This is a genomic window from Methanohalophilus sp. (genome assembly GCF_030156785.1).
Classification (GTDB): Archaea; Halobacteriota; Methanosarcinia; order Methanosarcinales; family Methanosarcinaceae; genus Methanohalophilus.
In genome coordinates, this window is the sequence record NZ_JASGLW010000006.1 from 86,224 (window position 1) to 107,287 (window position 21,064).

The window sequence follows — 21,064 nt, forward strand, 5'->3', positions numbered from 1 at the left end:
TGACAAATCTATTATATCATCGTATATTTATTTATACAAGTTTATGTAGATGATAACATCGTATTAATATGGATGAATTCATATTAGTGTCTACTTATAAAACTTATATGTATTTATCATGGAATATGACTGATTAAAATGCCAGCTCCCCCTAAACAAAACCACAACCCATTTATATCCGTGATAATTCCGGTGTACAATGATCCCTCCGGCCTAGAGGATACACTGCAATCCCTGGTAGTACAAGAATATACAGGCAATTTTGAAATTATAGTTGCGGACAATGGTTCCACTGATAATACCCCGGACATTGCAGAGAAGTACTGTGGCGATTCAGTAAAACTTGTTGTCGAAGATACCGTCCAGAGCTCCTATGCAGCCCGCAACAAGGGACTTGAAATCGCTAAAGGCTCGATTATTGCCTTTATCGATTCCGATATGACAGTGGAAAAGGATTGGTTGCAAAAAATGAGCCAATCCATGGCCAAGCACAATGCGGATTATCTGGGTTGCAGGGTGGAGATATATTCTGAAAGTAATTCCCTTTCGGCCCTGCACAATAAGCTGTCAGGGTTTCCCATGGATGAATATATTTACAAAAGGCATTTTGCTCCGACATGCTGTCTTATAGTCCGAAAAGAGATTTTTGAACATGTGGGTGTCTTTGACCCGAATTTGATTTCCAGCGGGGATTATGAGTTTGGCAACCGTGTTTTTGATGCCGGCTACAAATTGTATTATGATTCGGATATTGTCATGTATCACCCGGCAAGGACATCGCTGAAAAAATTGCTTAAAAAATCATTCAGGATTGGGCGGGGTTTCTATCAACTATCTGCTCGCTATCCGCAGCTGTCCAGAAAAATGAACAAAAATGCAGCATATTCTCTTTCCGGTTCAGATGATCAATCCTGGAGCCTGTTTACTTTCAGGAAAGATTCATCTCTCTGGAATTCATTGCCTGTTTGGGAGAAGGTGGGAATTTATGTTGTTGACATTTTGAATAAAGGCATGAAACCCTTTGGTTATGTCTATGAGAAATTCTTTTCCTGATTTCAGTCATCGTTTATGTTTCCATTTTCTCAAAACTTTTAAATTGGATTGAACAATACAATTGCATCAATCATCTTATCAATCATTTCAAGAAGTGTGGGCTATGAGTATAGATTATCATGAAAAATTAAAATCTTCCATTTTACCTTTTACAGGAATTCTACTGTTTTTCCTGTTGGCACTGTACATCCGAACCGTCCCTGCAGAAAGCGTATTCATCTCAGAGAACTTCGTGCGTTTCGGGGGCAATGATCCCTGGTATCACCTGAGAAATGTGGAATCCATTCTGCATAATTTCCCCTCGATGCTCTGGTTTGACGCCTATACCCAATACCCTCACGGCACAGATCAGGTCTTTGCCCCTCTCTTTGACATGGTGCTTGCCACATTGATCTGGATTATCGGTTTCGGCGATCCCTCCACTGAACTCACACAGACTATCTGTGCCTATTATCCATCTTTCCTCGGCTCCCTTGTTGTCATTCCCACATACTTTGTCGGCAAATGGGCCTTCAATGATCGCCGCATCGGACTGCTCGCAGCCTTTCTCATTGCACTGGCTCCGGGGCAGTTCCTCTCACGTGCTATAATTGGTTTTAACGATCACCACATCGCTGAGGCATTGCTCAGCACGGTTGTGGCAATGTTTTTGATTGCAGGATTGAGACGCAGTGAATCCAGTGATTTTACATTATCCCATCTCAGGGAGAATGGTTTTTCACAAATCCGCCCTATTCTTCCCTATTTCCTGCTTACAGGGTTTTTCCTGGGTGCCTACACTCTAGCCTGGAAAGGGGCCCTGTTCTTCAGTTTCATAATCGGTGTCTACATCACGGCTCAGCACATCATTGACCACATGCATGGTCGCTCCACGGAGTATCTGGCTATCGGTGGAATGGCAATCTTTATCGTGGCATTGGTAATGGTTCTGCTCACTCCTGCGATCGGAGGAACTAAAGACCTCCAGATAAAAGGTCTACTTGCTGGTTTTGTGGCATTCCCCATACTATCCATTATCTCGTATTACATGAGGGGAAAACAACTGAACCGTTATTATTACCCACTATCCATTGCAGTCCTGTTCGGCGCGGGTATCCTGCTGGCCCGTGTGGTCTCCGAATCTGCCTATGCTCTGGTGACCAGTGTCTTCAGTTACTTCATGCGCACCGGCGGCGGTCTCACCATAGCAGAAGCATCCCCTCTCCTCATGCGTAATGGTGTCTTCACACTCCAACCCCTCTGGTATAACTTCGGGATCACGGCCATAGTCTCCTTCTTCGCCCTGTTGGTACTGACCTACATTGCCATCTATCGCCGCAACAATCGGGAGCAAACCTTCCTGATTGTCTGGACCGTGATGATCATCTGGGCAATGCTCCAGCAAAACCGGTTTGCCTATTACTATTCAGTAAATGCATCTATCCTGTCTGCATATCTTGGAATTAGAATACTGGATCTTGTCGGGTGGAAAGATATTGGTAGCCCATTTACAGAAACAGCAGGTAATATAGGCAACTGGTTGAGGCAGATCAAACCAGTTCATGTAATATCTTTGATTTTGATATTATTGGTTTTGGCTTACCCATCATACAATTTAGCCAGCCAGCAAAACCAGGGCACAGGCGGACCCAACGGATACTGGATCGAGGCAACGCAGTGGCTGAAGTACAATACTCCGGATCCAGGACTGGATTACTATGAAAGTTATGAACAACCTCCTGCAGGTCAACTTTATCCCTATCCCGACACAGCCTATGGTGTTATGTCATGGTGGGATTACGGCCACTGGATTGAAGTCATTGGTCACAGGATTCCGAATGCAAACCCATTCCAGCAGGGGATTGGAGGTCGACGAAATAGCATTGAAGAAGAAAACAAACCAGGTGCATCCACGTTCTTCACTGCCCCCTCTGAGGCAGAGGCCACAAAAGTACTGGATGCCGTACATCCGGACCCTGACAAAGCCGGTGCACGGTATGTTGTCACAGATGTTGAAATGGCCACGGGCAAGTTCTATGCCATGGCTGCATGGACACTTGATACCTCAGATTACTATGTAAGAGTACAAACCAATCAGGGTACACAAACATTGCCTGGAGAAAGATATTTCAACACCATGGAAGCTCGTCTCCACATATTTGACGGAAATGGCCTAAAACAGTATCGTATGGTCCATGAAACTCCGGCTGCCAGTACAGTAGAGGTTGGCTACAAACGGGTTTACAATGCGCTTTTCTCCGGCGGTAACACCATCGAGGAAAGTAACACAGGATATGTAAAAATCTTTGAATATGTCAAAGGTGCAACAATTACAGGAGAAGCTCCTGAAGGAGAGAAGGTGACCATCAGTACCACAATTCTGACAAGCACAGGACGTACCTTCCTATATTCTCAGTCAATGGTCTCAGATGGAACCTTTGAATTTGTTGTGCCATATTCAACAGAAGGTCCCATTGCCGGAGAAACCCAATTCGACACAATGCCCATAGGCCCGTATACAATAACATACGGCAATGTTATGGAAACTGTGTCTGTAAGTGAGACGGACGTTTTAAGCGGCAACATAATAGAAATGTAACGTTGAATTGAACATATAATTCGGACTTCTACTATGGAAATAAAAAAAGCTGTAATCCCGGCAGCAGGTCTTGGCACTCGTTTCCTGCCTGTGACAAAATCCATGCCAAAAGAAATGCTTCCAATAATCGATAAGCCGGTTATTCATTATGTCGTGGAGGAAGCGATTGCCTCGGGTATTGATGATATTATTTTTGTCACAGGAAGAAGTAAGCGGTCCATCGAAGACTATTTTGATGAATCCCCTGAACTTGAGATGTATCTTCGACAAAAACACAAAGATGATCTCCTGAAGATGGTTGAAGATATTTCTTCGATGGTGGATATCCATTATATCCGGCAGAAAGAACCAAAAGGCCTTGGAGATGCGATATTGACAGCCAGGAAACATATCAGCGGAGAACCATTTGCTGTACTTCTTGGTGATGATCTTATTGTAAACAAAACCCCATGCACCAGGCAACTTATTGAAGTTTTCAACAAATACCGATGCTCTACCATTGCAGTAGAGGAAGTTCCACAGGAAAAGGTCAGCAGTTATGGTATAATAAAAGGAACCCCTCTGGATGAATGCCTGTATTCTCTTGAAGAGATCGTGGAAAAACCATCTGTTAAAGACGCCCCTTCCAACATAGGTGCTATAGGCAGATATGTCTTCACACCTGAAATATTTGATTGCATAAAAATGGCTGGAAGCGGTGTTGGAGGTGAGATCCAGCTTACAGACGGTATAAGGTTGCTCAACGACATGCAAAAAGTTTATGCATATAAATTTGCAGGAAAGCGGTATGATACCGGGGATAAGCTGGGTTATGTTAAAGCTATTATTGATTTTGCTATGCGAAATGAATATTTTGATCAGGATCTCAAGGCATACTTGAAAACTATTCTGGGAGCTGATTGTTAATAACTTCCGCTACATACATATAAGAGATAAAAGTATTGCCAGATTGGTGAGAGCATGAAGAGTGTGATCAGAGGAAAAGCCTGGCTATATGGGGATGATATTGACACTGATGTTATAATTCCCGGGAAATACCTGAGAACCACCGACATGCAGGTCTTTGCAGATCATGCTATGGAGGGTATTGATCCCGAATTTTCCAGTAAAATATCTTCTGGAGACATAATCGTTGCAGGGAATAATTTTGGTTGCGGATCTTCAAGGGAACAGGCGGCCCTTGCCTTGAAACATGCAGGGGTTGGTTGTGTAATTGCAAAATCCTTTGGTCGCATTTTTTTCCGCAATTCCATAAATGTCGGTCTTCCTCTTATGGAAGCAGATGTTAAATGTGAAGAAGGCGATGAAGTGGAAGTTAACCTCCTTGATGGCACAGTCACAATAGGTGACAATGTCTATAAAGGACACAAATTGCCGGATTTCCTGCTTGAAATTCTTACCAACGGCGGTCTTGTGGAGTATCGTAAAAAACAGAAACAGGGTTAATTCATGATATTTCCGCAAGAATACAAACACGTGGGTGTGACCCACATTCTCCCGGAAGAAAGTGAAAATGAGCCTATCTATTTTCTTTCCAGATATATTATTGTAAACAAATGTGATGGCGAGAATAAAAAATACTGGCTTTATGAGGTTCAGCATAAAGGCAAAGGTCTGCTGCGGAAAGCAACAGACATCACATTAATTGCAGGTCCTGACAACATATTGGATTATGAAGGTACCCTGAACATAAAAAACAGGAACTTATTGATTGAAACCGCCCTCCCTCTTTGTAAAGGAGATATTACTACCGTTCTTTTTAGAGGCATTGACAATCATGTGACTTTTGTTCATGAGCCCGATCTATCTGAAGTAATGGAGATTGAGATTCTTGATGTTGCACCGCCATATCCTCCATGGCTTTGTGATGTTGTCAGAAGGCTGGAAAGGGCGGGTATTTTCGGGGAATTCGGGATACAGTTTACCGAAAATGTAGTTGATCTTAGACAGTTTGAAGGCAATAATACAGTATTCCCATGCTCCGCTTCCGGACTTTCAGGGAAATGCCTAGATAGTGATATTATCACAGAACCCGGTACCCTGCTTGTGGGTTGTGAAATCTCAAAAGCCCTTTTTGAAACCAGATTTCCGGGATTAGACTATGAATTTATCAGCATTTGCCCCTTTAGTTCTGATATCGTAAAACCTTCCAAACCTTTCATTGCCCGATGCTGTCAGGCTGAACGAGCCGGGCAGGTGAAAATCAATGGTATTCCGGGTGCTACGGTTCACTGGGGTGCATCTGAATTCCAGGTAGCAGATGCAATTCGCTCCCTTGTCCGGAGACTTAAGGAGGAAAATGAATGAAACTGGCTGTAATAGAAGGAGACGGTATTGGAAAGGAAGTAATTCCAGCAGCTCTTCAGGTACTGGATTGTTTCTCCCTCCCATTTGAAAAAATTCCAGTTGAGGTTGGTTATGGTCGCTGGGAAAAAACCGGACAAGCAATTTCAAATGAAGATATTGCAACTCTAAAGGAATGCGATTGTATTCTTTTTGGGGCAGTTACAACTCCTCCGGATCCTAATTATAAAAGTGTACTTCTGACTATTCGCAAAGAACTTGATCTTTATGCAAACATCAGGCCGATTCATCCCATTAAGGGTATAAAGGGAATTAATGAATCAAATGATTTTGATATACTCATTGTCAGGGAAAACACTGAAGGTATGTATTCGGGTATCGAAGAAGTGGGTGAAGAGGTAGCTTTCACAAAAAGGATTGTCACAAAACGCTGTTCTATGCGCATTGCAGAAATTGCCTGCAAATTTGCAAAAAAACACAATCAAAAGCTAACAATCGTGCACAAATCCAATGTACTCAAATCGGATTCCCTTTTTTTGAATACATGCCGACAGGTTGCCGATTCCATGGGTGTTGAACACAATGACATGCTTGTGGATGCAATGGCATATGACATGATCCGCTCTCCCCAAAAATATGGAGTGGTTGTTGCTACCAATCTTTTTGGAGATATCCTGAGCGATCTGGGGGCGGTTCTTGTGGGCAGTATTGGGCTTGTACCCAGTGCAAATATAGGGAAAAATCAGGCGTTATTTGAGCCGGTGCACGGAAGCGCCCCTGATATTGCAGGACAGGGAATAGCTAATCCAATTGCTGCAATTCTTTCTGTAAAAATGCTTCTCGATTGGATTGGTGAGGAGGATGCAGCCAGACAGGTAGAACTAGCGGTTGAAAATACGATTTTAAAAGGAATAACAACTCCTGATCTTGGTGGCACTGCAACAACTCAGGAGCTAACACATGAAATTGTTAAAACATTGTGTTCCAACATTTAATTTTTAGACAACCTCTTTTCAAGTTTCCAGTAGGACTGAAATAGCCTCTCCATGAACAATGCTACTGCTCCGCCAATCTCCACATTATAATTGCAACATCAATGGCTTCGCTTAATATGTGTCCGCCATTAACCTATCATATAATAAAATAAGTAAACCCACACCTGCAATGTCGGTGTAAATAATCCTGCCACATTGACAGATCAGAATCCATAGGGTGAAAATAGATCTATAGAAATACAATAAGTGACAAGACCTACCTTGTCAGGAAACATAGAACCCAAGTAAAAGAAATGAAATTAAAAATCGTATTTTTTAACCATCGAGTTTAACTTTACATATACTTTTTTATATAATTCCATGAAAAATCTGGTTTCATTTATTACCCTGATTTTCTTAGCAAATGATGCGTGTCCCTATACTAACCCCGTCTACAGGTTCGCTCTTTACATTTTCCTGGAGTATTACGTTAGCAATGTTCTCTGACTTACTGCCGTCAAGAATAATTGTTTTCATACCGCTACGCTGGATAATTTTTGCTGCCAGCAGATCAACAGGTGACTTGGAACCTGCTTTCATTTCCGTGCGCATGACAACGTTTATAAGTTCTTCCGGGGTCATGGTGTGGAATTTGATTGCATCAGGGTTTTCATTTGGATCTTCTGAATACACACCGTCAACGGATGTTGCAATTACAAGGAGGTTTGCATTCAGATATTCTGCAAGGATTGCTGAAACCGCATCTGTTGTCTGGCCAGGTATAACACCACCCATAACCACGATCTTACCGGATACTAGTGCAAATTCTGCTTCCCGGTATGTGCATGGGGGTTCCGGGTATGCTGCATTTCCAAGGGCTGCAATAAGTAACTGTGCGTTGAGGCGGGTGACATCAATTCCGATAAAATCACATACAGATTCGTTTGCGCCAAGTTGTCTGGCAGTATTAATGTAGTGGCGGGCTGCAACCCCTCCTCCGGTTACGATTAGGATTTTGTGGTCTTGCGCCAGCTTCTTGAGGACATCCGCGTATTCCCTGAATCTTTCCGGGTCTAAATCCTTTGCAAGTATTGATCCACCAATTGACAGAACTATCAACATTTTATCTCGCCTCCACTATAGCGGAATTTATAACATTTACTAAACAAAAAGAATATAAAACAATGGCAGCCGTTTTTCCTGAAAAGTTCTGGCATTTCAACGGCTGCATCAAACTCACCTTATAACCGTTTTGCCTTATGCAACAATTCGGCATTCAGAACGCTTGCACCGGCTGCTCCACGAATTGTATTGTGGCCCATGGCAATGTATCGGATACCCTCACGAATCCTTCCCACAGATACGCTCATACCATTGCCGGCATTTCTGTCAAGTCTGGGTTGCGGGCGATCCTCTTCATCCCTCACAATAAGGGCTTTTTCGGGTTCAGTAGGGAGATCTCCCAGTTTTGGATCAAATTCAAGGAATGCTTCTCTGACTTCTTCAGGGGATGGATCATCATCCATGGTTGCCCATATAGCTTCAGTATGACCATCCATTACCGGTACACGATGACATGAAGCACTCACTTCAAAGTCAGCTTTTACAATCTGGCTACCGTCAAATTCCCCAAGTAGTTTCTGGGGTTCAGTCTCAAGTTTATCCTCTTCATTTCCGATGTATGGAATGATGTTGTCAAGAATTGCCATTGAGGAGACTCCATCATATCCGGCACCTGAAACTGCCTGCATGGTTGCAACTGTCACATTGCTCAGGCCAAACTGCATGAGTGGTTTGAATGTGAGTGTCATCATTATGGTGGAGCAGTTGGGGTTTGTAATGATATATCCATCCCAGCCACGATTGTCCTGCTGGACTTCGATTAGATCAAGGTGATCTGCGTTTACTTCCGGAATCACAAGCGGCACGTCTTCAACCATCCGGTATGCAGATGCATTACTTGCCACAGCAAAACCATTTTTGGCAAATGCTTCTTCCGCTATCTTTGCAGAGGACGCAGGTAAAGCCGAGAATACAACATCAGCGTCAACTTTGGATGGCTCTACAGGCACGACTTCCATATCTGCAACGCTTTCTGGTAGCGGTACGTCGAGTCTCCAGTTTGCAGCGTCCCTGTATTGTTTTCCGGCACTCTTTTCGGAAGCTGCGAGGGATGTTATCTCAAACCACGGATGATCTACCAATGCCTGCACAAATCGCTGTCCTACGGCACCGGTGGCACCAATAATTCCGGCTCTTATGGTTTTAGCCATATAGTTGCCTCAATAAAAAATAAAAGAAAAGGTAAAAGAAGACAGGAATAATTATTATTCCTGGGTAATTGCATCTGTTGGGCAGGCATCCACGCAGGAACCACAATCGGTACATTCATCTGCGTCAACGACTGCGATGTTTTCATCGTTCATAGAGATTGCTTCAACGGGGCATTCATCTACGCATGTTCCACAGCCAACACATTCATCGGCATTAATTACAGCTACCATTTGTAAAACACTCCTAAATTTTTGAGATTTAGTAATAATCTGCACTATATGATTAAACAAATGAGATAAATATCTATCGATTAGCTGTCATAATCCAGAATTTAAGTTCACTTAAAATATGTAATTAAAATCAAAATATTTAAAATATATCATGATAAAAACAGAATACAATGAAGATATATTTGTACAGACTAAACACGCATGCTATGTCTCCGGTTATGGGTACCTTGCTAATGCTTTTGCTTCTGGTTCTTCTTTCTGCAATAGTTATGGCAGGTCTTTATGGTGACCATCTTGCCGGAAAAAGTGAGTTAACTTTCACACCTGCTCCTCTTGCAATTATTGAAATTGAAGATATTGAAGGAGGGATTCCAAATGACGTAAGATACAGGGAAAATTACATTCGCCTTGTTCATGTGAACGGGGATTCTTTGGACCTGGATTCTACGTTTATTGTGCTGGAAGGGCAGGGCAGCAGCTATATCGGAAAGGTTGGGGCAGGTGGGGAAAAGGTTACTGGCCATCTCGTGGTCAGGTATCATGACCTGACTCCGGATGGTTCCATTTCTGATTACAAAAACCGAAACCCTGCTATTGAGGATCAGAAATGGTCTACAGGTGAAATGTTGATCCTGAATGGAGATGACAGTATAAACGGGACGGATGCTTCCTCGGTAACTGTAACGGTAAATGGGCTGAAAAACACGTCTAATAATTATGGTTTTATTCAGGGTACCACGGTAACGGTGAAGGTTTTCGATTCCCGGACACAAAGAATCATTGCCGAGGATTCTGCTGTTGTAAGTCCGCCTGGTTAAATGGTTCCAATCCTTTATGTAGGGTTACCATAGTAGGTAGTGTCATGAGAGGTCAGGAGTATCTCAAGTATTTCCCAAAAAGTTCCTGCTATCCCAATCAGAAGGAGGCAATGAAGCGCATCCACTCTGCTATTTTCAGCAAGCAAATTGTTCTATTTGAGGGTGCCTGTGGTACCGGGAAAACCCTGAGTGCTCTTACTCCGGCATTGCATGCAGGAGAAGTCCTTGATAAAACGGTCTTTATTGCCACAAATGTCCACCAGCAGATGGTGCAGTTCATTGATGAGGCACGTCAGATCAAGCAAATCCATGACATCAAGGTTGTCGTATTCAAGGGCAAGAAATCAATGTGTCCACTGCAGTTGGGTTATGACGAATGTGAGGCAAAAAGAGAAAATACGTTCGAATATCTTGATATTGAAAACCAAATCCGCCTTAAAAGAGCTGAAATGAAAGCAGCGATGGAGAATTACAAAAAATCCAGTGATGCTGTGTATGTGGAGTTGCGGGACCAGCTTGATGCGGAATTGCAACAACTTCAGGAGAGGGCTCATGCCATCAGGGACCGCTGCTGCAATGAGCTGTATGAAGTACTTCGGCTTGACAACGAGAAATTCAAGGAGTGGCTTTTTGAAACTGTCCGAGACCCCGATGAGGTTAACCAGTATGCCTATGAAAACGGGATGTGTGGTTATGAGCTTCTTAAGAAAGAACTCAAATCAGCAGATTTGGTGATAGGTAATTTCCATCATCTGCTTGACGGGGATATTTTTTCCACCATCCTCAGGTGGCTGGAAAAAGAAGCAGACGACATAATAGTAATCCTTGATGAAGCACATAACATAGAGAGCGCTGCAAGATCTCATTCCTCGATAACTCTGACTGAACATAGCATTGAAAGAGCCCTTTCTGAATTGGAAGCAAACTCCATGGATGAGGCTTTCCAAGGGCTTGATATTCAAGACATCATTGGTATATTTTCTATTCTCCTGGAAGTCCTGAAAGAGACTTACAACTCACGATTCCGCTTTGGCGAAAAGGAACGGGTAGGGGTAAACTGGTACGATCTAAGGATAAGTGATCCATTTGACAGGGGTGACATTGTAAAAGCCAGATTCCTGAGATATGCAAAAGGGGCTGGTTACGGGGAAAAGAAAGATATCCAGCGCTTGCTTGGAGTGGCTTCTGACATAGGTGCTGTCCTTGATGAGAAATATAGGGAGCAATATAAGGAGGGGAAGTCAGGAATCCTGAAACGCTCCCATATCTGGCATGTGGCCGAGTTTTTGTCGTTTTATCTGGAACATTCCGATGGACAGGAGCACTATCCAATTCTCAATGTAAGAAGGGATAACAGGAATGAGATATACGGCAGGCTGGAGCTTTTTACCTGTATCCCTCAGAATGTCACTGCACCGTTATTTAGGTCAGTTCATTCGGCTGTTCTGATGTCTGCGACTCTGAAGCCATTTGAAATGATCAAAACAACGCTTGGCATTGAAAGAGAGACATGTGAGTTGTCCTATGGTCTTACTTTCCCACCAGAGCGCCGTCTTACAATAGCTGCAGCAGTGCAGCCACAGTTTGCGCGAGGCAGAGATGATCCTAGGAATCTCAAAGATGTTTTTGGTGTAATGAAGGATTCCATTGACAACTCCCCGGGCAACGTGGTAGTTTTTTTCCAGAGTTCCTTTGAAGCCCGCAGATATTTCAGGATGCTCGAAGATGAACTTGATATTCCTATTTTCCTCGATGAAGTAGGCGTTTCCGCACAGGAAGTAAGGCGTGAGTTTTTCAATATCGGGGAGGCAGGAGGAAAAGCGGTTCTTCTTACATACCTGTGGGGTACATTGAGCGAAGGCGTAGATTTTAGAGATGGAAGGTGCAGAGTTGTGATTATTGTAGGTGTAGGTTATCCTGCTCTTAATGATCGGCTGCATGCAGTGGAATCTGCATACGATCACGAATTTGGTTTTGGGAAGGGATGGGAATATGCGGTTCAGATTCCCACAATCCGTAAAATCCGGCAGGCAATGGGAAGGGTTGTCAGATCTCCAACGGATTATGGAGTCAGGATTTTGCTTGACAGCAGGTTCCTCACGGATTCGGAACGTAGGTGGCCCAAGTATTCAGTATTTCGTTTTTTCCCTGAAGATGAGCAATCTGAGTTTGTGGATGTTGAGCCTTCGAAAGTGAAGTACTCATTACTTAATTTTTTCCAGGACATTGAGGATTCCCAGTAACAACTCTTTTTAGGTTGTATGACAGATACCTTCTATCCCAAAACGGGGAGGTATTTAGAATGGGACTTGAAGATATAATGAAAGAAGTATCTACTGAACTTGAGAAACTGGTGAGTACGAAAACCGTTGTTGGAGAGCCAATTGAAGTAGCAGGGGCCACAATTGTTCCTGTAAGCCGCGTTAGTTTTGGTTTTGGAAGTGGTGGCGGGGAAGGCAAGAAAGGTGCAACTGAGGAAGGTTTCGGTGGCGGCGGTGGTGCAGGTGCAAGGATCGAACCTGTGGCGTTTATTGTCGTATCCGGTGAAGATGTCCGGCTTCTCACGATTTCCGGTGGAAGCAATGTAGATAAAATCATTGAGGCTGTACCGGAAGTGTTCTCGAAGATGAAATCCCTCAAAAAGACTCTCAGAAAAGAAGAGAGAGGAGAATCCACAGAGTCCAAAGAAAAGGAAGAGTGAGCATCCTTTATGGATTTGATTCTTTACCTGCTCCTTGCTCTGATAGTCTTACCTCTGTTGCTTCTCTTCTTTCCGGTTAAGATCTACCTGAAAGCCAGGGTGGCTGACGGGGCACTTGAGCACATCCTTAGGATCAACTGGCTTGGCATAACTTTCAATCCGAAAAGATTCAGTCGTTTGGACCGAAAGGAAAAGGAGAATAGGCAATCAAAGAGGAGTAAGAAGGGAAAAAAAGTCAGGGAAAAGGACAAGATAAGCAAAACATCTTTCCTGGTGCGACAGGCCCCTCAACTATTAATACTTCTCAGGCAACTGCTTTGTGATCTATGGAAGGCAGTTGATATCTCTTCAATGAAAGTCAATGCAGATTTAGGATTTGCTGATCCGGCAAATACCGGGGTGGCATATGGCTTCATACATGCAGCCGGTTCTGTTGTCCATCGTCATATCCCGACTTTTAGATACGATATATCACCGGTTTTTGACGATAAAATTATTGATATTTCAGTTTCTTCCACTATCCGGATAAAGCTTTACAGGATTGTTTATGCGGCTCTTCATTTGTTGTGCAGTGGCAATGGGCGAAGGGCTATCTGGATACTTTGGAAGATGCGAAGCAGTTGAATAATATTAAACTCTAAACTATCCTTGTTCTTTGCTATCTATATTTCGTCGAAACAAAATGAGACGAAATATAAAAGGCAAAATCAAAGGCATAAGCGGTGAAAAGTGCCTATAGTGTTGTATTTTGGGTGGGGGTAAATAGATATATAGTAGCATGAGATACTTGCTATGTTATCATGTTAGAGATTATCTCGCCTTCAAGGCTACACATTTCTCTCATTGATCTAAATGCATCTCTGGGGCGCATAGACGGAGGTGTAGGAATATGCCTTGCCGATCCTCACACTCGCATACGTGCCGAAATTGCAGAACAAGTGGAAATTACAGGTTCACCTCAGTTAACCGAAAGAATGGAGCTGGCAGCTTCTGCAGTACTTCCTGAAGGTCAGGGGATCCATATTCATGTAGAGGAAGATGTGCCTCCTCACATTGGGTTGGGTTCAGGGACGCAAGCAGCCCTCTGTGCTGCTGCGGCTGTGAATGATCTTTACGATCTTGGAATGTCTGTCAAGGAACTGGCTATTTTGGTGGGGAGGGGAGGGACATCAGGTATAGGCGTTGCAGGCTTTGAGACAGGTGGATTTCTTGTGGATTGTGGGCATCGTTTTTCAGAAAAAGGTTCATTTTCTCCTTCCTCGGCAAGCAAAGCTCCTCCTGCGCCAATTATCTTCAGGGAAAATTTCCCGGACTGGAAGATTGTAATTGCATTACCCGACACACAGGGGGCACACGATTCAACGGAAGTTGATATTTTCAAGGAAAAATGTCCCATCCCCCTTCGTGAAGTGCAGGAGGTATCTCATGTTGTCCTGATGCAGATGTTGCCTGCAATCGTGGAGAAGGATATCGAGAATTTCGGGGAATCCATTAACCACATCCAGACAGTGGGCTTTAAGAAAGAAGAAATAAGCTTGCAGCCACTGGAAGTGCAGTCACTTATTACATTTATGAGAAATGCAGGGGCTTTCGGCTCAGGGATGAGTTCTTTCGGGCCTGCGATTTACGGTTTTGTCGAATCTGAAAATGAAGGCAGACAAATTCAGGAACAGGTACAGGAATATCTTCACGAGACAATTGGAGGCACCGTCATGCTGACAACAGCTAACAATTTTGGAGCAAGTATCAAGAGGGATCAATTCTGAAGTTGGATACTTGGTTTGGAGAAGTGGAAATCTCCGATGAAGGGGAGATAGAAAAGTGCAATCTTTCAAGCAGAGATCCAAAAGAGCTTGCAGAAAGAATCCACCAGATCCAGAAAAAAGGAACTGCTTTTCGTGCAGGGATTGAATTGCGGGAGATTGCCTTTCAATGTGGTTTTGTGGACAATGATTCCGAATATCTCTCGCTCCTGCAGGAGGCATGTGTGGAAGCGGCACGTCAATCCATAAAAGAATCCTACACGCCTGATCTGCCGATTATCCATGCGGTTGGAGTCATTGATGACATTGACGAGGCTGTGAATCTGCTTGCAGAGCGCCTGTCCGTCTGGTATGGAGACCATTTCCCGGAACTGGGTCTGAAAACGTCGGATCTTGCATCCTTTGTCGAATCAAAAGGATTGAGGAATGACATGTCCCCAGACGACAGTTTTTATGTTCTGACTGAAAACTCAATGGGCTGCCCCATGGGAGAAAAGGAAGGATTGATCCTGAAAGCTTTTGCAGGTGATATTTTAGCTCTTTATGAACGACGTTCTTCCCTTGAGCAATATATTAGGGATAACATGGAAGATGTAGCAGCAAACCTTTGCCATCTTGCTGGTCCTCTTCTGGGGGCACGTTTGATTAGTATGGCTGGTAGCCTCAAAAAACTGGCTTCTCTTCCATCCAGTACTATTCAGGTAATGGGAGCAAACAATGCACTATTTAAGCATCTGCGTTCAAAAGCACCATCACCCAAACATGGTATTATTTTCAATCACCCACTGGTGAAGGGCTCATCCCCGAGAAATCGTGGCAAAATCGCCCGTGCCCTTGCAGCGAAAATAAGTCTTGCTGCAAGGATTGACGCTTTTTCAGGAGAATTCCGTCCGTTTCTTAAAGACGAACTGGAGAAGAAAGTAGCTTCAATCGAATCCCGGCAGGAAAAGAAAAGGAAGGGGGTTGGCAAATGAAAGTACAGGAACTTTCCGGTGGTGTCTACGAAATAAAGGGTGGCAGGAAGAAACAGATTGCTACACGAAATCTCGTGCCGGGAAATATCGTATATGGTGAAAGAACCATTGAGGATGAATCAGTTGAATACCGTGTCTGGAATCCCCGCCGCAGCAAGCTTGGTGCAATGGCCATCAGGAAATTCCAGATGCCATTTTCAAAGGACAGCCGGGTGCTTTATCTGGGTGCAGCTTCGGGTACTACAGTGAGCCATGTATCTGATATGGTTCCTGAGGGTGTGGTCTACGCTGTGGAATTTGCACCCACGACTATGCGACAGCTACTGCGCCTCTGTGACGTTCGCAAAAACATTGTTCCCTTGCTCGCCGATGCTTCAAGACCGGTTTCATATGCACATGTTGTTGAGCCGGTGGATGTTATTTTTCAGGATGTGGCGCAGCCCAACCAGGCGGAAATTGCTGTTGATAATGCAAGGCAATATCTCAAAAAAGGTGGTAATCTTCTTCTTTCAATCAAGGCACGAAGTGTTGATTCAACAGCAGTCCCTGAGAAGATTTTCAAGGAGCAGTTAAAAATCCTTTCCGCTGCGCAGGGTATCAAACTTAAAATACTAAAGAAACAGAATCTTTCCCCATTCCACATTGATCATATGGGCATAGTTGCCCAGAGGATTGGGTAAGAGGGTGTTTTGGTTGGAAGATTGTTCTTATATGAGAGAAGGTATGGGCAAGTATTTCGGTGTTTGTCCGTCGTATCATCACTCCAAAGGCTGCAGGTGTTCAGATTGTTCTTCGTATCCCCGGGATGGCAGGTTCATGTATTGCGCACGGGGCTTAGCCGAAAAACCGGCTGACGATTCAGGCTGTATGTGCATGGAATGCTATGTTTACCACCAGTTTGCCCTTGTGGGAGACAGGTTTTGCAGGAGAAATGCCAAATGAAAAAACTAATTGTATTTCTCTTTCTTTTCACCATATTTTCATCAGGATGTACTGATCTGCAGTCGACATCGGTGTCACCAACTTCAGAATGTGGGGTTTACCATATCAATGTTGATGAAGCAAAGGCTCTAGTGGATTCAGGCGAGATGTTCATTCTTGACGTAAGAACCGTTTCCGAATACGATGCGGGTCATCTCATTGGTTCAACATTGATTCCTGTTTCTGAATTGCATGAAAGACTTGATGAAATTCCCAAAGATCAACCTTTGCTTGTTTACTGTAGATCCGGTTCCCGAAGTAGAACTGCTGCAGAGATTCTTGAGGAACATGGGTTCTGTGTAATCTACAATGTTGATGGTGGATTCAGTGAGTGGCAGGCGGCTGGGTATCCTTATGAGGAATAATGGGCAAGCTTTTTTACCAGTCAGGTTGACTTTTGCACATGCCCGCTTTAAATATTGATTGGGGAGAGGTCTGGAAAGACCAGATGTTACGACATGAGGATGCAGATATGCTCGGTGAGGCGGAGGATGTCTGGGGCACATATGAGAATGCGAAAAAGTTCTGGGAATCCTCTCGAAAAGATGGTAAGCGCATCAAAAAATCCCTCAGCGAAATAGAGTTTAATGAGAATTCGCGGGTTCTGGATATCGGAGCAGGTCCGGGCTCACTTACAATTCCTCTGGCTGAACATGTTGCCCATGTGACAGCGGTTGAGCCATCTGATGGGATGACAAAAGTGCTTGAAGAGAATATCGCTGATAGTGGTCTGGATAACATAACCCACATCAAGAAAGCGTGGGAGGATGTTGATGTTGGGGAACTTTACGGTCCCTATGACGTTATTATCGCATCCTATTCACTGCACGTTCCTGATATGAAGCAGGCAATTGAGAAGATTCAGGCTGTGAGCAACGGGAATGTTTACATCTACTGGTTTGCAGGGGATACTTCATGGGATGTCGATTACAATAAAATATGGCCGATTCTTCACAACAGGGAATATTGCCCGTTCCCCAAATGTGATATTATCTACAATATCCTTTACAATATGGGAATCTACCCGAATATCGAGACGTTTGAACTGACCCACACATCACGCTATTCATCGCTTGATGAAGCAGTCAGACACTACCGTTTCCATTACAGAATTTCCACCCCCAGACAGGAGCAACTCCTGAAAAAACACCTTGAATCGATCCTCAGGAAAGAGGGAGATGAGTTGATAATGGAAAATCGTACTACAAGGGTGAGGATGTGGTGGAGTAATTCCATTTGAGTTATTTCCAGTATCGTTGTCAATGCATGCAGGGGAACGTTATTGTTTTTCGGGATGAATAGACATGGTTCTCTTCCTCTACCTGATGTGGTGCATTAATCCTTTTTTTCGTTCATCCAAGAATTATCAAAAGGCAAAACTGAAAGTCCGCTTCATCCCGGGATCGCGATGCATTTAAAAACCAATCAGACCTATTTACCTTAAGATGTCATCTACTTTTAACGATGCGCTCAAATCAGATCGCTTCATTGTGACCTCAGAAGTGTCTCCTCCGAAAGGTACCGATGTCTCGGCGGTACTTGAGGATGCAGACCTTCTCCGTAGATGGGTGGATGCTGTCAATGTCACGGACAACCAGCGTGCTGTCATGCGCATGAGTCCAATAGCCGTGGCTAAATTACTGATGGACGCCGGTCATGAGGTAATCATGCAGCTTACCTGCCGTGATCGCAATCGTCTGGCATTACAGTCCGATCTCCTAGCGGCATCGGCCCTTGGGATACGGAACATTTGTGTGATGACGGGGGATTATCCCACAAAAGGAGACCATCCGGGCTCAAAACCTGTTTATGATCTTGATGCCGTTCAACTTTTACAGGCTGTGCGCCGTCTGGAACACGGAATGGATATGGCTGGCAACTCACTGGAATCAACACCCACTTTTGTGAAAGGGGCCGTCTGCAACACCGATCCGGATAACTCAATGCAGCTCATGAAACTTGAGAAAAAGGCACGTGTGGGTCTGGATTTCTTGCAGACACAGGCGGTTTATGATGTGGGAAGGTTTGAGGAATTCCTTGAAAGCATTTCTCATCTGGAAGTTCCCGTACTTGCCGGAATGATTCCTCTTAGATCCGTAAAGATGGCTCATTTCATGAACAAAAACATTCCAGGGATAAGAGTTGAAGATGAACTGATTCTGCGGTTGGAATCTTCAGAAGATCCAGCTATCGAAGGAGCTTTAATATGTGCGGAGCATATCCGGGAACTGAAGAAGATTTGCAAGGGAATTCACCTTATGTCAATTGGGAACAATCGGAGCATCCCGGCAATTCTTAAACAAGGCGGCTTATCTGAAAAAATATAATTTACTTCCAATCATGGTTGGATGGACATAAAGATGCTCACACAGATTGATCATGCAAAAAACGGAAACTTAACTCCTCAAATGCAATATGTTGCAAAAAAGGAAGGTATGGATGAAAACACGGTCCTTTCACGTGTGGCTGAGGGAAGTCTTGTCATAATGGTAAGGAAAGGCTGTCCTCCTACGGCTATTGGGAAAGGAGCAACTACAAAGATCAATGTCAATCTGGGAACTTCCGCTGCAAATGTTAATCCGGCTTCCGAGTTGCAAAAGGCTGCCATTGCAGAAAAGTATGGTGCTGATACAATCACCGATCTTTCCATGGGGGGTAATATTTCTGCAATCAGGAAAAGCATTATTGAAAATACAACTCTTCCCATTACCTCAGTTCCAATATATCAGGCAATAGTTGAAAAAGGGCTTAAAGATGTCACGGAAGACGATATTCTTTCCTGCCTGAAATTGCAGATAGAAGATGGTCTGAGCTCAGTTGTCCTTCATTGTGTTGACAAGAAAATGCTTGAGATCGTAAAAGGTTCTGGCAGAGTAATGGGAATGGTCTCAAAAGGTGGCTCCTTTACAAGCGTTTTCATGCTAACCAATGATTGTGATAATCCCTTTCTGAACAACTTTGATGAGGTTCTGGCCATTCTCAGGGAAAATGATGTTGTTCTCTCTCTCGGGAACACAATGCGTAGTGGTTGTATTCATGACCCTCAGGATCCTGCGCAGTTAATGGAAATACAAACCAATGCGAATCTTGCAGAACTTGCGAACAAGGCAGGTGTACAGGTTATCATAGAGGGTATGGGCGGTCACGTGCCAGCATCTGTAATTCCTGATTTTGTCAAACTATACAAATCGACATCCCAACATCCCCTTTTTGTAGCAGGTCCCCTGCCGACCGATGTTGCATTGGGTTATGATCACATTGCCGGTGCTGTGGGTGCAAGTATGGCTAGTGGTGCAGGTGCAGATTATCTTTGTTACATTACCCCCTCCGAGCATCTTGCCCTGCCAACACCGGATCAGGTTCGCGAAGGACTGTTGGCATTTAAGATCGCGGCTCATATTGGCGATTCGATTAAGTATGGAATAAGCGAAAAAGATCGTTTGCTCGCTGAGCGCCGTGCAAATTTTGACTGGAAAGGCCAGATGGAGCTAGCCTTTGATCCTGATAGAGTGAGGGACTTCTGCCCAATGTTTGGTCCCTGTTCGATGTGTGGGGAGTACTGTGCAATTAAGATAATGGGGGACTATCTTGCAGGAGAATAACAATGCCGGTAAACACATGGAGATTCTGGGCATCCAAACGTCATTGATAAAGCCGGGTGATAATCTTCTCACAATTCTGGAAGCTGCATTTGAAGAAAACAAAATTTATCCCGAGGAGGGAGATATAATTGTTCTCGCAGAATCTGCGGTTGCGACGGCAGAAAACCGGGTTGTAAAGCTTTCCGAGGTTGAGCCCGGGCAAACGGCAATTCGTTTTGCACACAGGTTCAGCCTTGATCCGCGGGAAATGGAACTTGTACTCCGTGAGTGTGATGAAGTATTTGGAGGGGTTCCAGGAGCAGCATTAACCATAACAAAAGGTAATCTATCTCCAAATGCAGGGATTGACGGTTCGAACGCTCCTGAAGGGCATGTAGTGCTTTTGCCTGAAGATTCACAAAAAAGCGCAGGGCAAATCAGGAGAGCTATATGTAATAAATACAGGTGCAGGGTGGGAGTTATAATTGGGGATAGCAGGACACAACCTATGCGGCTTGGTTGTGTTGGGATAGCTCTTGGGACTTCAGGCATTATTCCGGTTGAGGATTCGCGGGGTGATCTTGATCTTTTTGGGAAACCTTTGAGTATCACTCACAAGGCAGTTGCTGACAATCTTGTTTCAGCGGCACAACTGATTATGGGTGAGGCAGGAGAGCGTATCCCTTGTGTTATAATTCGGAATTCGGGTATCAGGATTGTTGATGCAGATGTTCCAATGCCAGTTTTTTCCAGTGACGAATGTATGTATTTCAGTAATATAAGAAAATCTTCTCAGAAGATTGATTATACCCGATAACTTTATATATGAAAAG

Annotated in this window: 22 protein-coding genes; 19 read left to right on the forward strand and 3 right to left on the reverse strand. The window is 43.9% G+C overall.

Going from position 1 to position 21,064, the window contains the following annotated elements:
* Positions 1-180 precede the first annotated feature (180 nt).
* The 6 genes from PWQ49_RS04735 to PWQ49_RS04760 all read left to right on the forward strand — a co-directional run bounded on the left by PWQ49_RS04735 (position 181) and on the right by PWQ49_RS04760 (position 6,930).
* On the forward strand, positions 181-1,053 hold the full coding sequence (locus tag PWQ49_RS04735) for a glycosyltransferase (protein ID WP_300608514.1): 873 nt from the start codon (positions 181-183) through the stop codon (positions 1,051-1,053).
* 103 nt (positions 1,054-1,156) lie between these two features.
* Positions 1,157-3,631: an oligosaccharyl transferase, archaeosortase A system-associated gene (locus tag PWQ49_RS04740; RefSeq protein WP_300608517.1), complete on the forward strand. Its 2,475-nt coding sequence runs from the start codon at positions 1,157-1,159 to the stop codon at positions 3,629-3,631.
* 33 nt (positions 3,632-3,664) lie between these two features.
* On the forward strand, positions 3,665-4,537 hold the full coding sequence (galU, locus tag PWQ49_RS04745; protein ID WP_300608520.1) for a UTP--glucose-1-phosphate uridylyltransferase GalU: 873 nt from the start codon (positions 3,665-3,667) through the stop codon (positions 4,535-4,537).
* A 54-nt stretch (positions 4,538-4,591) separates the two neighbouring features.
* Positions 4,592-5,077, forward strand: a complete 486-nt coding sequence (locus tag PWQ49_RS04750) for a 3-isopropylmalate dehydratase small subunit (protein WP_300608522.1) — start codon at positions 4,592-4,594, stop codon at positions 5,075-5,077.
* Positions 5,078-5,080: 3 nt separating this feature from the next.
* Positions 5,081-5,938, forward strand: a complete 858-nt coding sequence (locus PWQ49_RS04755; RefSeq protein WP_300608525.1) for a hypothetical protein — start codon at positions 5,081-5,083, stop codon at positions 5,936-5,938.
* On the forward strand, positions 5,935-6,930 hold the full coding sequence (locus PWQ49_RS04760) for an isocitrate/isopropylmalate family dehydrogenase (protein ID WP_300608528.1): 996 nt from the start codon (positions 5,935-5,937) through the stop codon (positions 6,928-6,930). Before PWQ49_RS04755 ends, PWQ49_RS04760 begins: the two co-directional genes overlap by 4 nt.
* Positions 6,931-7,326: 396 nt before the next feature.
* Here PWQ49_RS04760 and pyrH read toward each other — a convergent pair whose 3' ends face one another.
* From pyrH to PWQ49_RS04775, 3 genes are all read right to left on the reverse strand, one after another.
* The gene (pyrH, locus tag PWQ49_RS04765) at positions 7,327-8,031 is read right to left on the reverse strand and encodes a UMP kinase (RefSeq protein ID WP_300608530.1); all 705 of its coding nucleotides are present in this window, start codon (positions 8,029-8,031) and stop codon (positions 7,327-7,329) included.
* Positions 8,032-8,150: 119 nt separating this feature from the next.
* Positions 8,151-9,182 carry an aspartate-semialdehyde dehydrogenase gene (gene asd, locus PWQ49_RS04770; protein WP_300608532.1) on the reverse strand — a complete coding sequence of 344 codons (1,032 nt, stop codon included), beginning with the start codon at positions 9,180-9,182 and terminating at the stop codon, positions 8,151-8,153.
* Positions 9,183-9,236: 54 nt separating this feature from the next.
* On the reverse strand, positions 9,237-9,413 hold the full coding sequence (locus PWQ49_RS04775) for a 4Fe-4S binding protein (RefSeq protein ID WP_300608534.1): 177 nt from the start codon (positions 9,411-9,413) through the stop codon (positions 9,237-9,239).
* Positions 9,414-9,583: 170 nt separating this feature from the next.
* Between PWQ49_RS04775 and PWQ49_RS04780 the strand changes: the two genes are divergently transcribed.
* The 13 genes from PWQ49_RS04780 (at position 9,584) to cofE (ending at position 21,048) form a co-directional block, all read left to right on the forward strand.
* Positions 9,584-10,231 carry a type IV pilin gene (locus PWQ49_RS04780; RefSeq protein ID WP_300608536.1) on the forward strand — a complete coding sequence of 216 codons (648 nt, stop codon included), beginning with the start codon at positions 9,584-9,586 and terminating at the stop codon, positions 10,229-10,231.
* 44 nt (positions 10,232-10,275) lie between these two features.
* Positions 10,276-12,474, forward strand: coding sequence for an ATP-dependent DNA helicase (locus PWQ49_RS04785; RefSeq protein WP_300608538.1), 2,199 nt, complete (start codon positions 10,276-10,278; stop codon positions 12,472-12,474).
* Positions 12,475-12,533: 59 nt separating this feature from the next.
* A complete protein-coding gene (locus PWQ49_RS04790) occupies positions 12,534-12,932 on the forward strand; it encodes a spore germination protein GerW family protein (RefSeq protein WP_300608540.1) in 399 nt (132 codons plus the stop codon).
* 9 nt (positions 12,933-12,941) lie between these two features.
* Positions 12,942-13,556, forward strand: a complete 615-nt coding sequence (locus PWQ49_RS04795; RefSeq protein ID WP_300608542.1) for a DUF2953 domain-containing protein — start codon at positions 12,942-12,944, stop codon at positions 13,554-13,556.
* A 176-nt stretch (positions 13,557-13,732) separates the two neighbouring features.
* Positions 13,733-14,698 carry a beta-ribofuranosylaminobenzene 5'-phosphate synthase gene (locus PWQ49_RS04800; RefSeq protein ID WP_300608544.1) on the forward strand — a complete coding sequence of 322 codons (966 nt, stop codon included), beginning with the start codon at positions 13,733-13,735 and terminating at the stop codon, positions 14,696-14,698.
* 2 nt (positions 14,699-14,700) lie between these two features.
* Positions 14,701-15,669: an rRNA biogenesis protein gene (locus tag PWQ49_RS04805; protein WP_300608546.1), complete on the forward strand. Its 969-nt coding sequence runs from the start codon at positions 14,701-14,703 to the stop codon at positions 15,667-15,669.
* Positions 15,666-16,349, forward strand: coding sequence for a fibrillarin-like rRNA/tRNA 2'-O-methyltransferase (locus PWQ49_RS04810; protein WP_300608548.1), 684 nt, complete (start codon positions 15,666-15,668; stop codon positions 16,347-16,349). Before PWQ49_RS04805 ends, PWQ49_RS04810 begins: the two co-directional genes overlap by 4 nt.
* A 13-nt stretch (positions 16,350-16,362) precedes the next feature.
* Positions 16,363-16,611 (forward strand): DUF2769 domain-containing protein, encoded by a 249-nt coding sequence (locus tag PWQ49_RS04815; protein WP_300608550.1) that lies wholly within the window; start codon positions 16,363-16,365, stop codon positions 16,609-16,611.
* The gene (locus PWQ49_RS04820) at positions 16,608-17,015 is read left to right on the forward strand and encodes a rhodanese-like domain-containing protein (RefSeq protein ID WP_300608551.1); all 408 of its coding nucleotides are present in this window, start codon (positions 16,608-16,610) and stop codon (positions 17,013-17,015) included. The genes PWQ49_RS04815 and PWQ49_RS04820 overlap by 4 nt, the downstream gene beginning before the upstream one ends.
* Before the next feature lie 38 nt (positions 17,016-17,053).
* Positions 17,054-17,890: a class I SAM-dependent methyltransferase gene (locus PWQ49_RS04825; RefSeq protein ID WP_300608553.1), complete on the forward strand. Its 837-nt coding sequence runs from the start codon at positions 17,054-17,056 to the stop codon at positions 17,888-17,890.
* Positions 17,891-18,095: 205 nt separating this feature from the next.
* Positions 18,096-18,977, forward strand: coding sequence for a methylenetetrahydrofolate reductase (locus PWQ49_RS04830; protein WP_300608555.1), 882 nt, complete (start codon positions 18,096-18,098; stop codon positions 18,975-18,977).
* Positions 18,978-18,998: 21 nt separating this feature from the next.
* Positions 18,999-20,252, forward strand: coding sequence for a phosphomethylpyrimidine synthase ThiC (thiC, locus tag PWQ49_RS04835; protein WP_300608557.1), 1,254 nt, complete (start codon positions 18,999-19,001; stop codon positions 20,250-20,252).
* Between the two features lie 16 nt (positions 20,253-20,268).
* Positions 20,269-21,048 (forward strand): coenzyme F420-0:L-glutamate ligase, encoded by a 780-nt coding sequence (cofE, locus tag PWQ49_RS04840; RefSeq protein ID WP_300608584.1) that lies wholly within the window; start codon positions 20,269-20,271, stop codon positions 21,046-21,048.
* Positions 21,049-21,064: the final 16 nt, after the last annotated feature.

Coding starts and splice junctions, on each gene's coding strand:
- PWQ49_RS04825 (WP_300608553.1), top strand. CDS start 17,054: ATGCCCGCTTTAAATATTGATTGGGGAGAGGTCTGGAAAGACCAGATG.
- PWQ49_RS04750 (WP_300608522.1), top strand. CDS start 4,592: ATGAAGAGTGTGATCAGAGGAAAAGCCTGGCTATATGGGGATGATATT.
- PWQ49_RS04830 (WP_300608555.1), top strand. CDS start 18,096: ATGTCATCTACTTTTAACGATGCGCTCAAATCAGATCGCTTCATTGTG.
- galU (WP_300608520.1), top strand. CDS start 3,665: ATGGAAATAAAAAAAGCTGTAATCCCGGCAGCAGGTCTTGGCACTCGT.
- PWQ49_RS04785 (WP_300608538.1), top strand. CDS start 10,276: ATGAGAGGTCAGGAGTATCTCAAGTATTTCCCAAAAAGTTCCTGCTAT.
- PWQ49_RS04760 (WP_300608528.1), top strand. CDS start 5,935: ATGAAACTGGCTGTAATAGAAGGAGACGGTATTGGAAAGGAAGTAATT.
- PWQ49_RS04795 (WP_300608542.1), top strand. CDS start 12,942: ATGGATTTGATTCTTTACCTGCTCCTTGCTCTGATAGTCTTACCTCTG.
- asd (WP_300608532.1), bottom strand. CDS start 9,182: ATGGCTAAAACCATAAGAGCCGGAATTATTGGTGCCACCGGTGCCGTA.
- thiC (WP_300608557.1), top strand. CDS start 18,999: ATGGACATAAAGATGCTCACACAGATTGATCATGCAAAAAACGGAAAC.
- PWQ49_RS04820 (WP_300608551.1), top strand. CDS start 16,608: ATGAAAAAACTAATTGTATTTCTCTTTCTTTTCACCATATTTTCATCA.
- pyrH (WP_300608530.1), bottom strand. CDS start 8,031: ATGTTGATAGTTCTGTCAATTGGTGGATCAATACTTGCAAAGGATTTA.
- PWQ49_RS04800 (WP_300608544.1), top strand. CDS start 13,733: ATGTTAGAGATTATCTCGCCTTCAAGGCTACACATTTCTCTCATTGAT.
- PWQ49_RS04755 (WP_300608525.1), top strand. CDS start 5,081: ATGATATTTCCGCAAGAATACAAACACGTGGGTGTGACCCACATTCTC.
- PWQ49_RS04775 (WP_300608534.1), bottom strand. CDS start 9,413: ATGGTAGCTGTAATTAATGCCGATGAATGTGTTGGCTGTGGAACATGC.
- PWQ49_RS04810 (WP_300608548.1), top strand. CDS start 15,666: ATGAAAGTACAGGAACTTTCCGGTGGTGTCTACGAAATAAAGGGTGGC.
- cofE (WP_300608584.1), top strand. CDS start 20,269: ATGGAGATTCTGGGCATCCAAACGTCATTGATAAAGCCGGGTGATAAT.
- PWQ49_RS04740 (WP_300608517.1), top strand. CDS start 1,157: ATGAGTATAGATTATCATGAAAAATTAAAATCTTCCATTTTACCTTTT.
- PWQ49_RS04790 (WP_300608540.1), top strand. CDS start 12,534: ATGGGACTTGAAGATATAATGAAAGAAGTATCTACTGAACTTGAGAAA.
- PWQ49_RS04780 (WP_300608536.1), top strand. CDS start 9,584: ATGAAGATATATTTGTACAGACTAAACACGCATGCTATGTCTCCGGTT.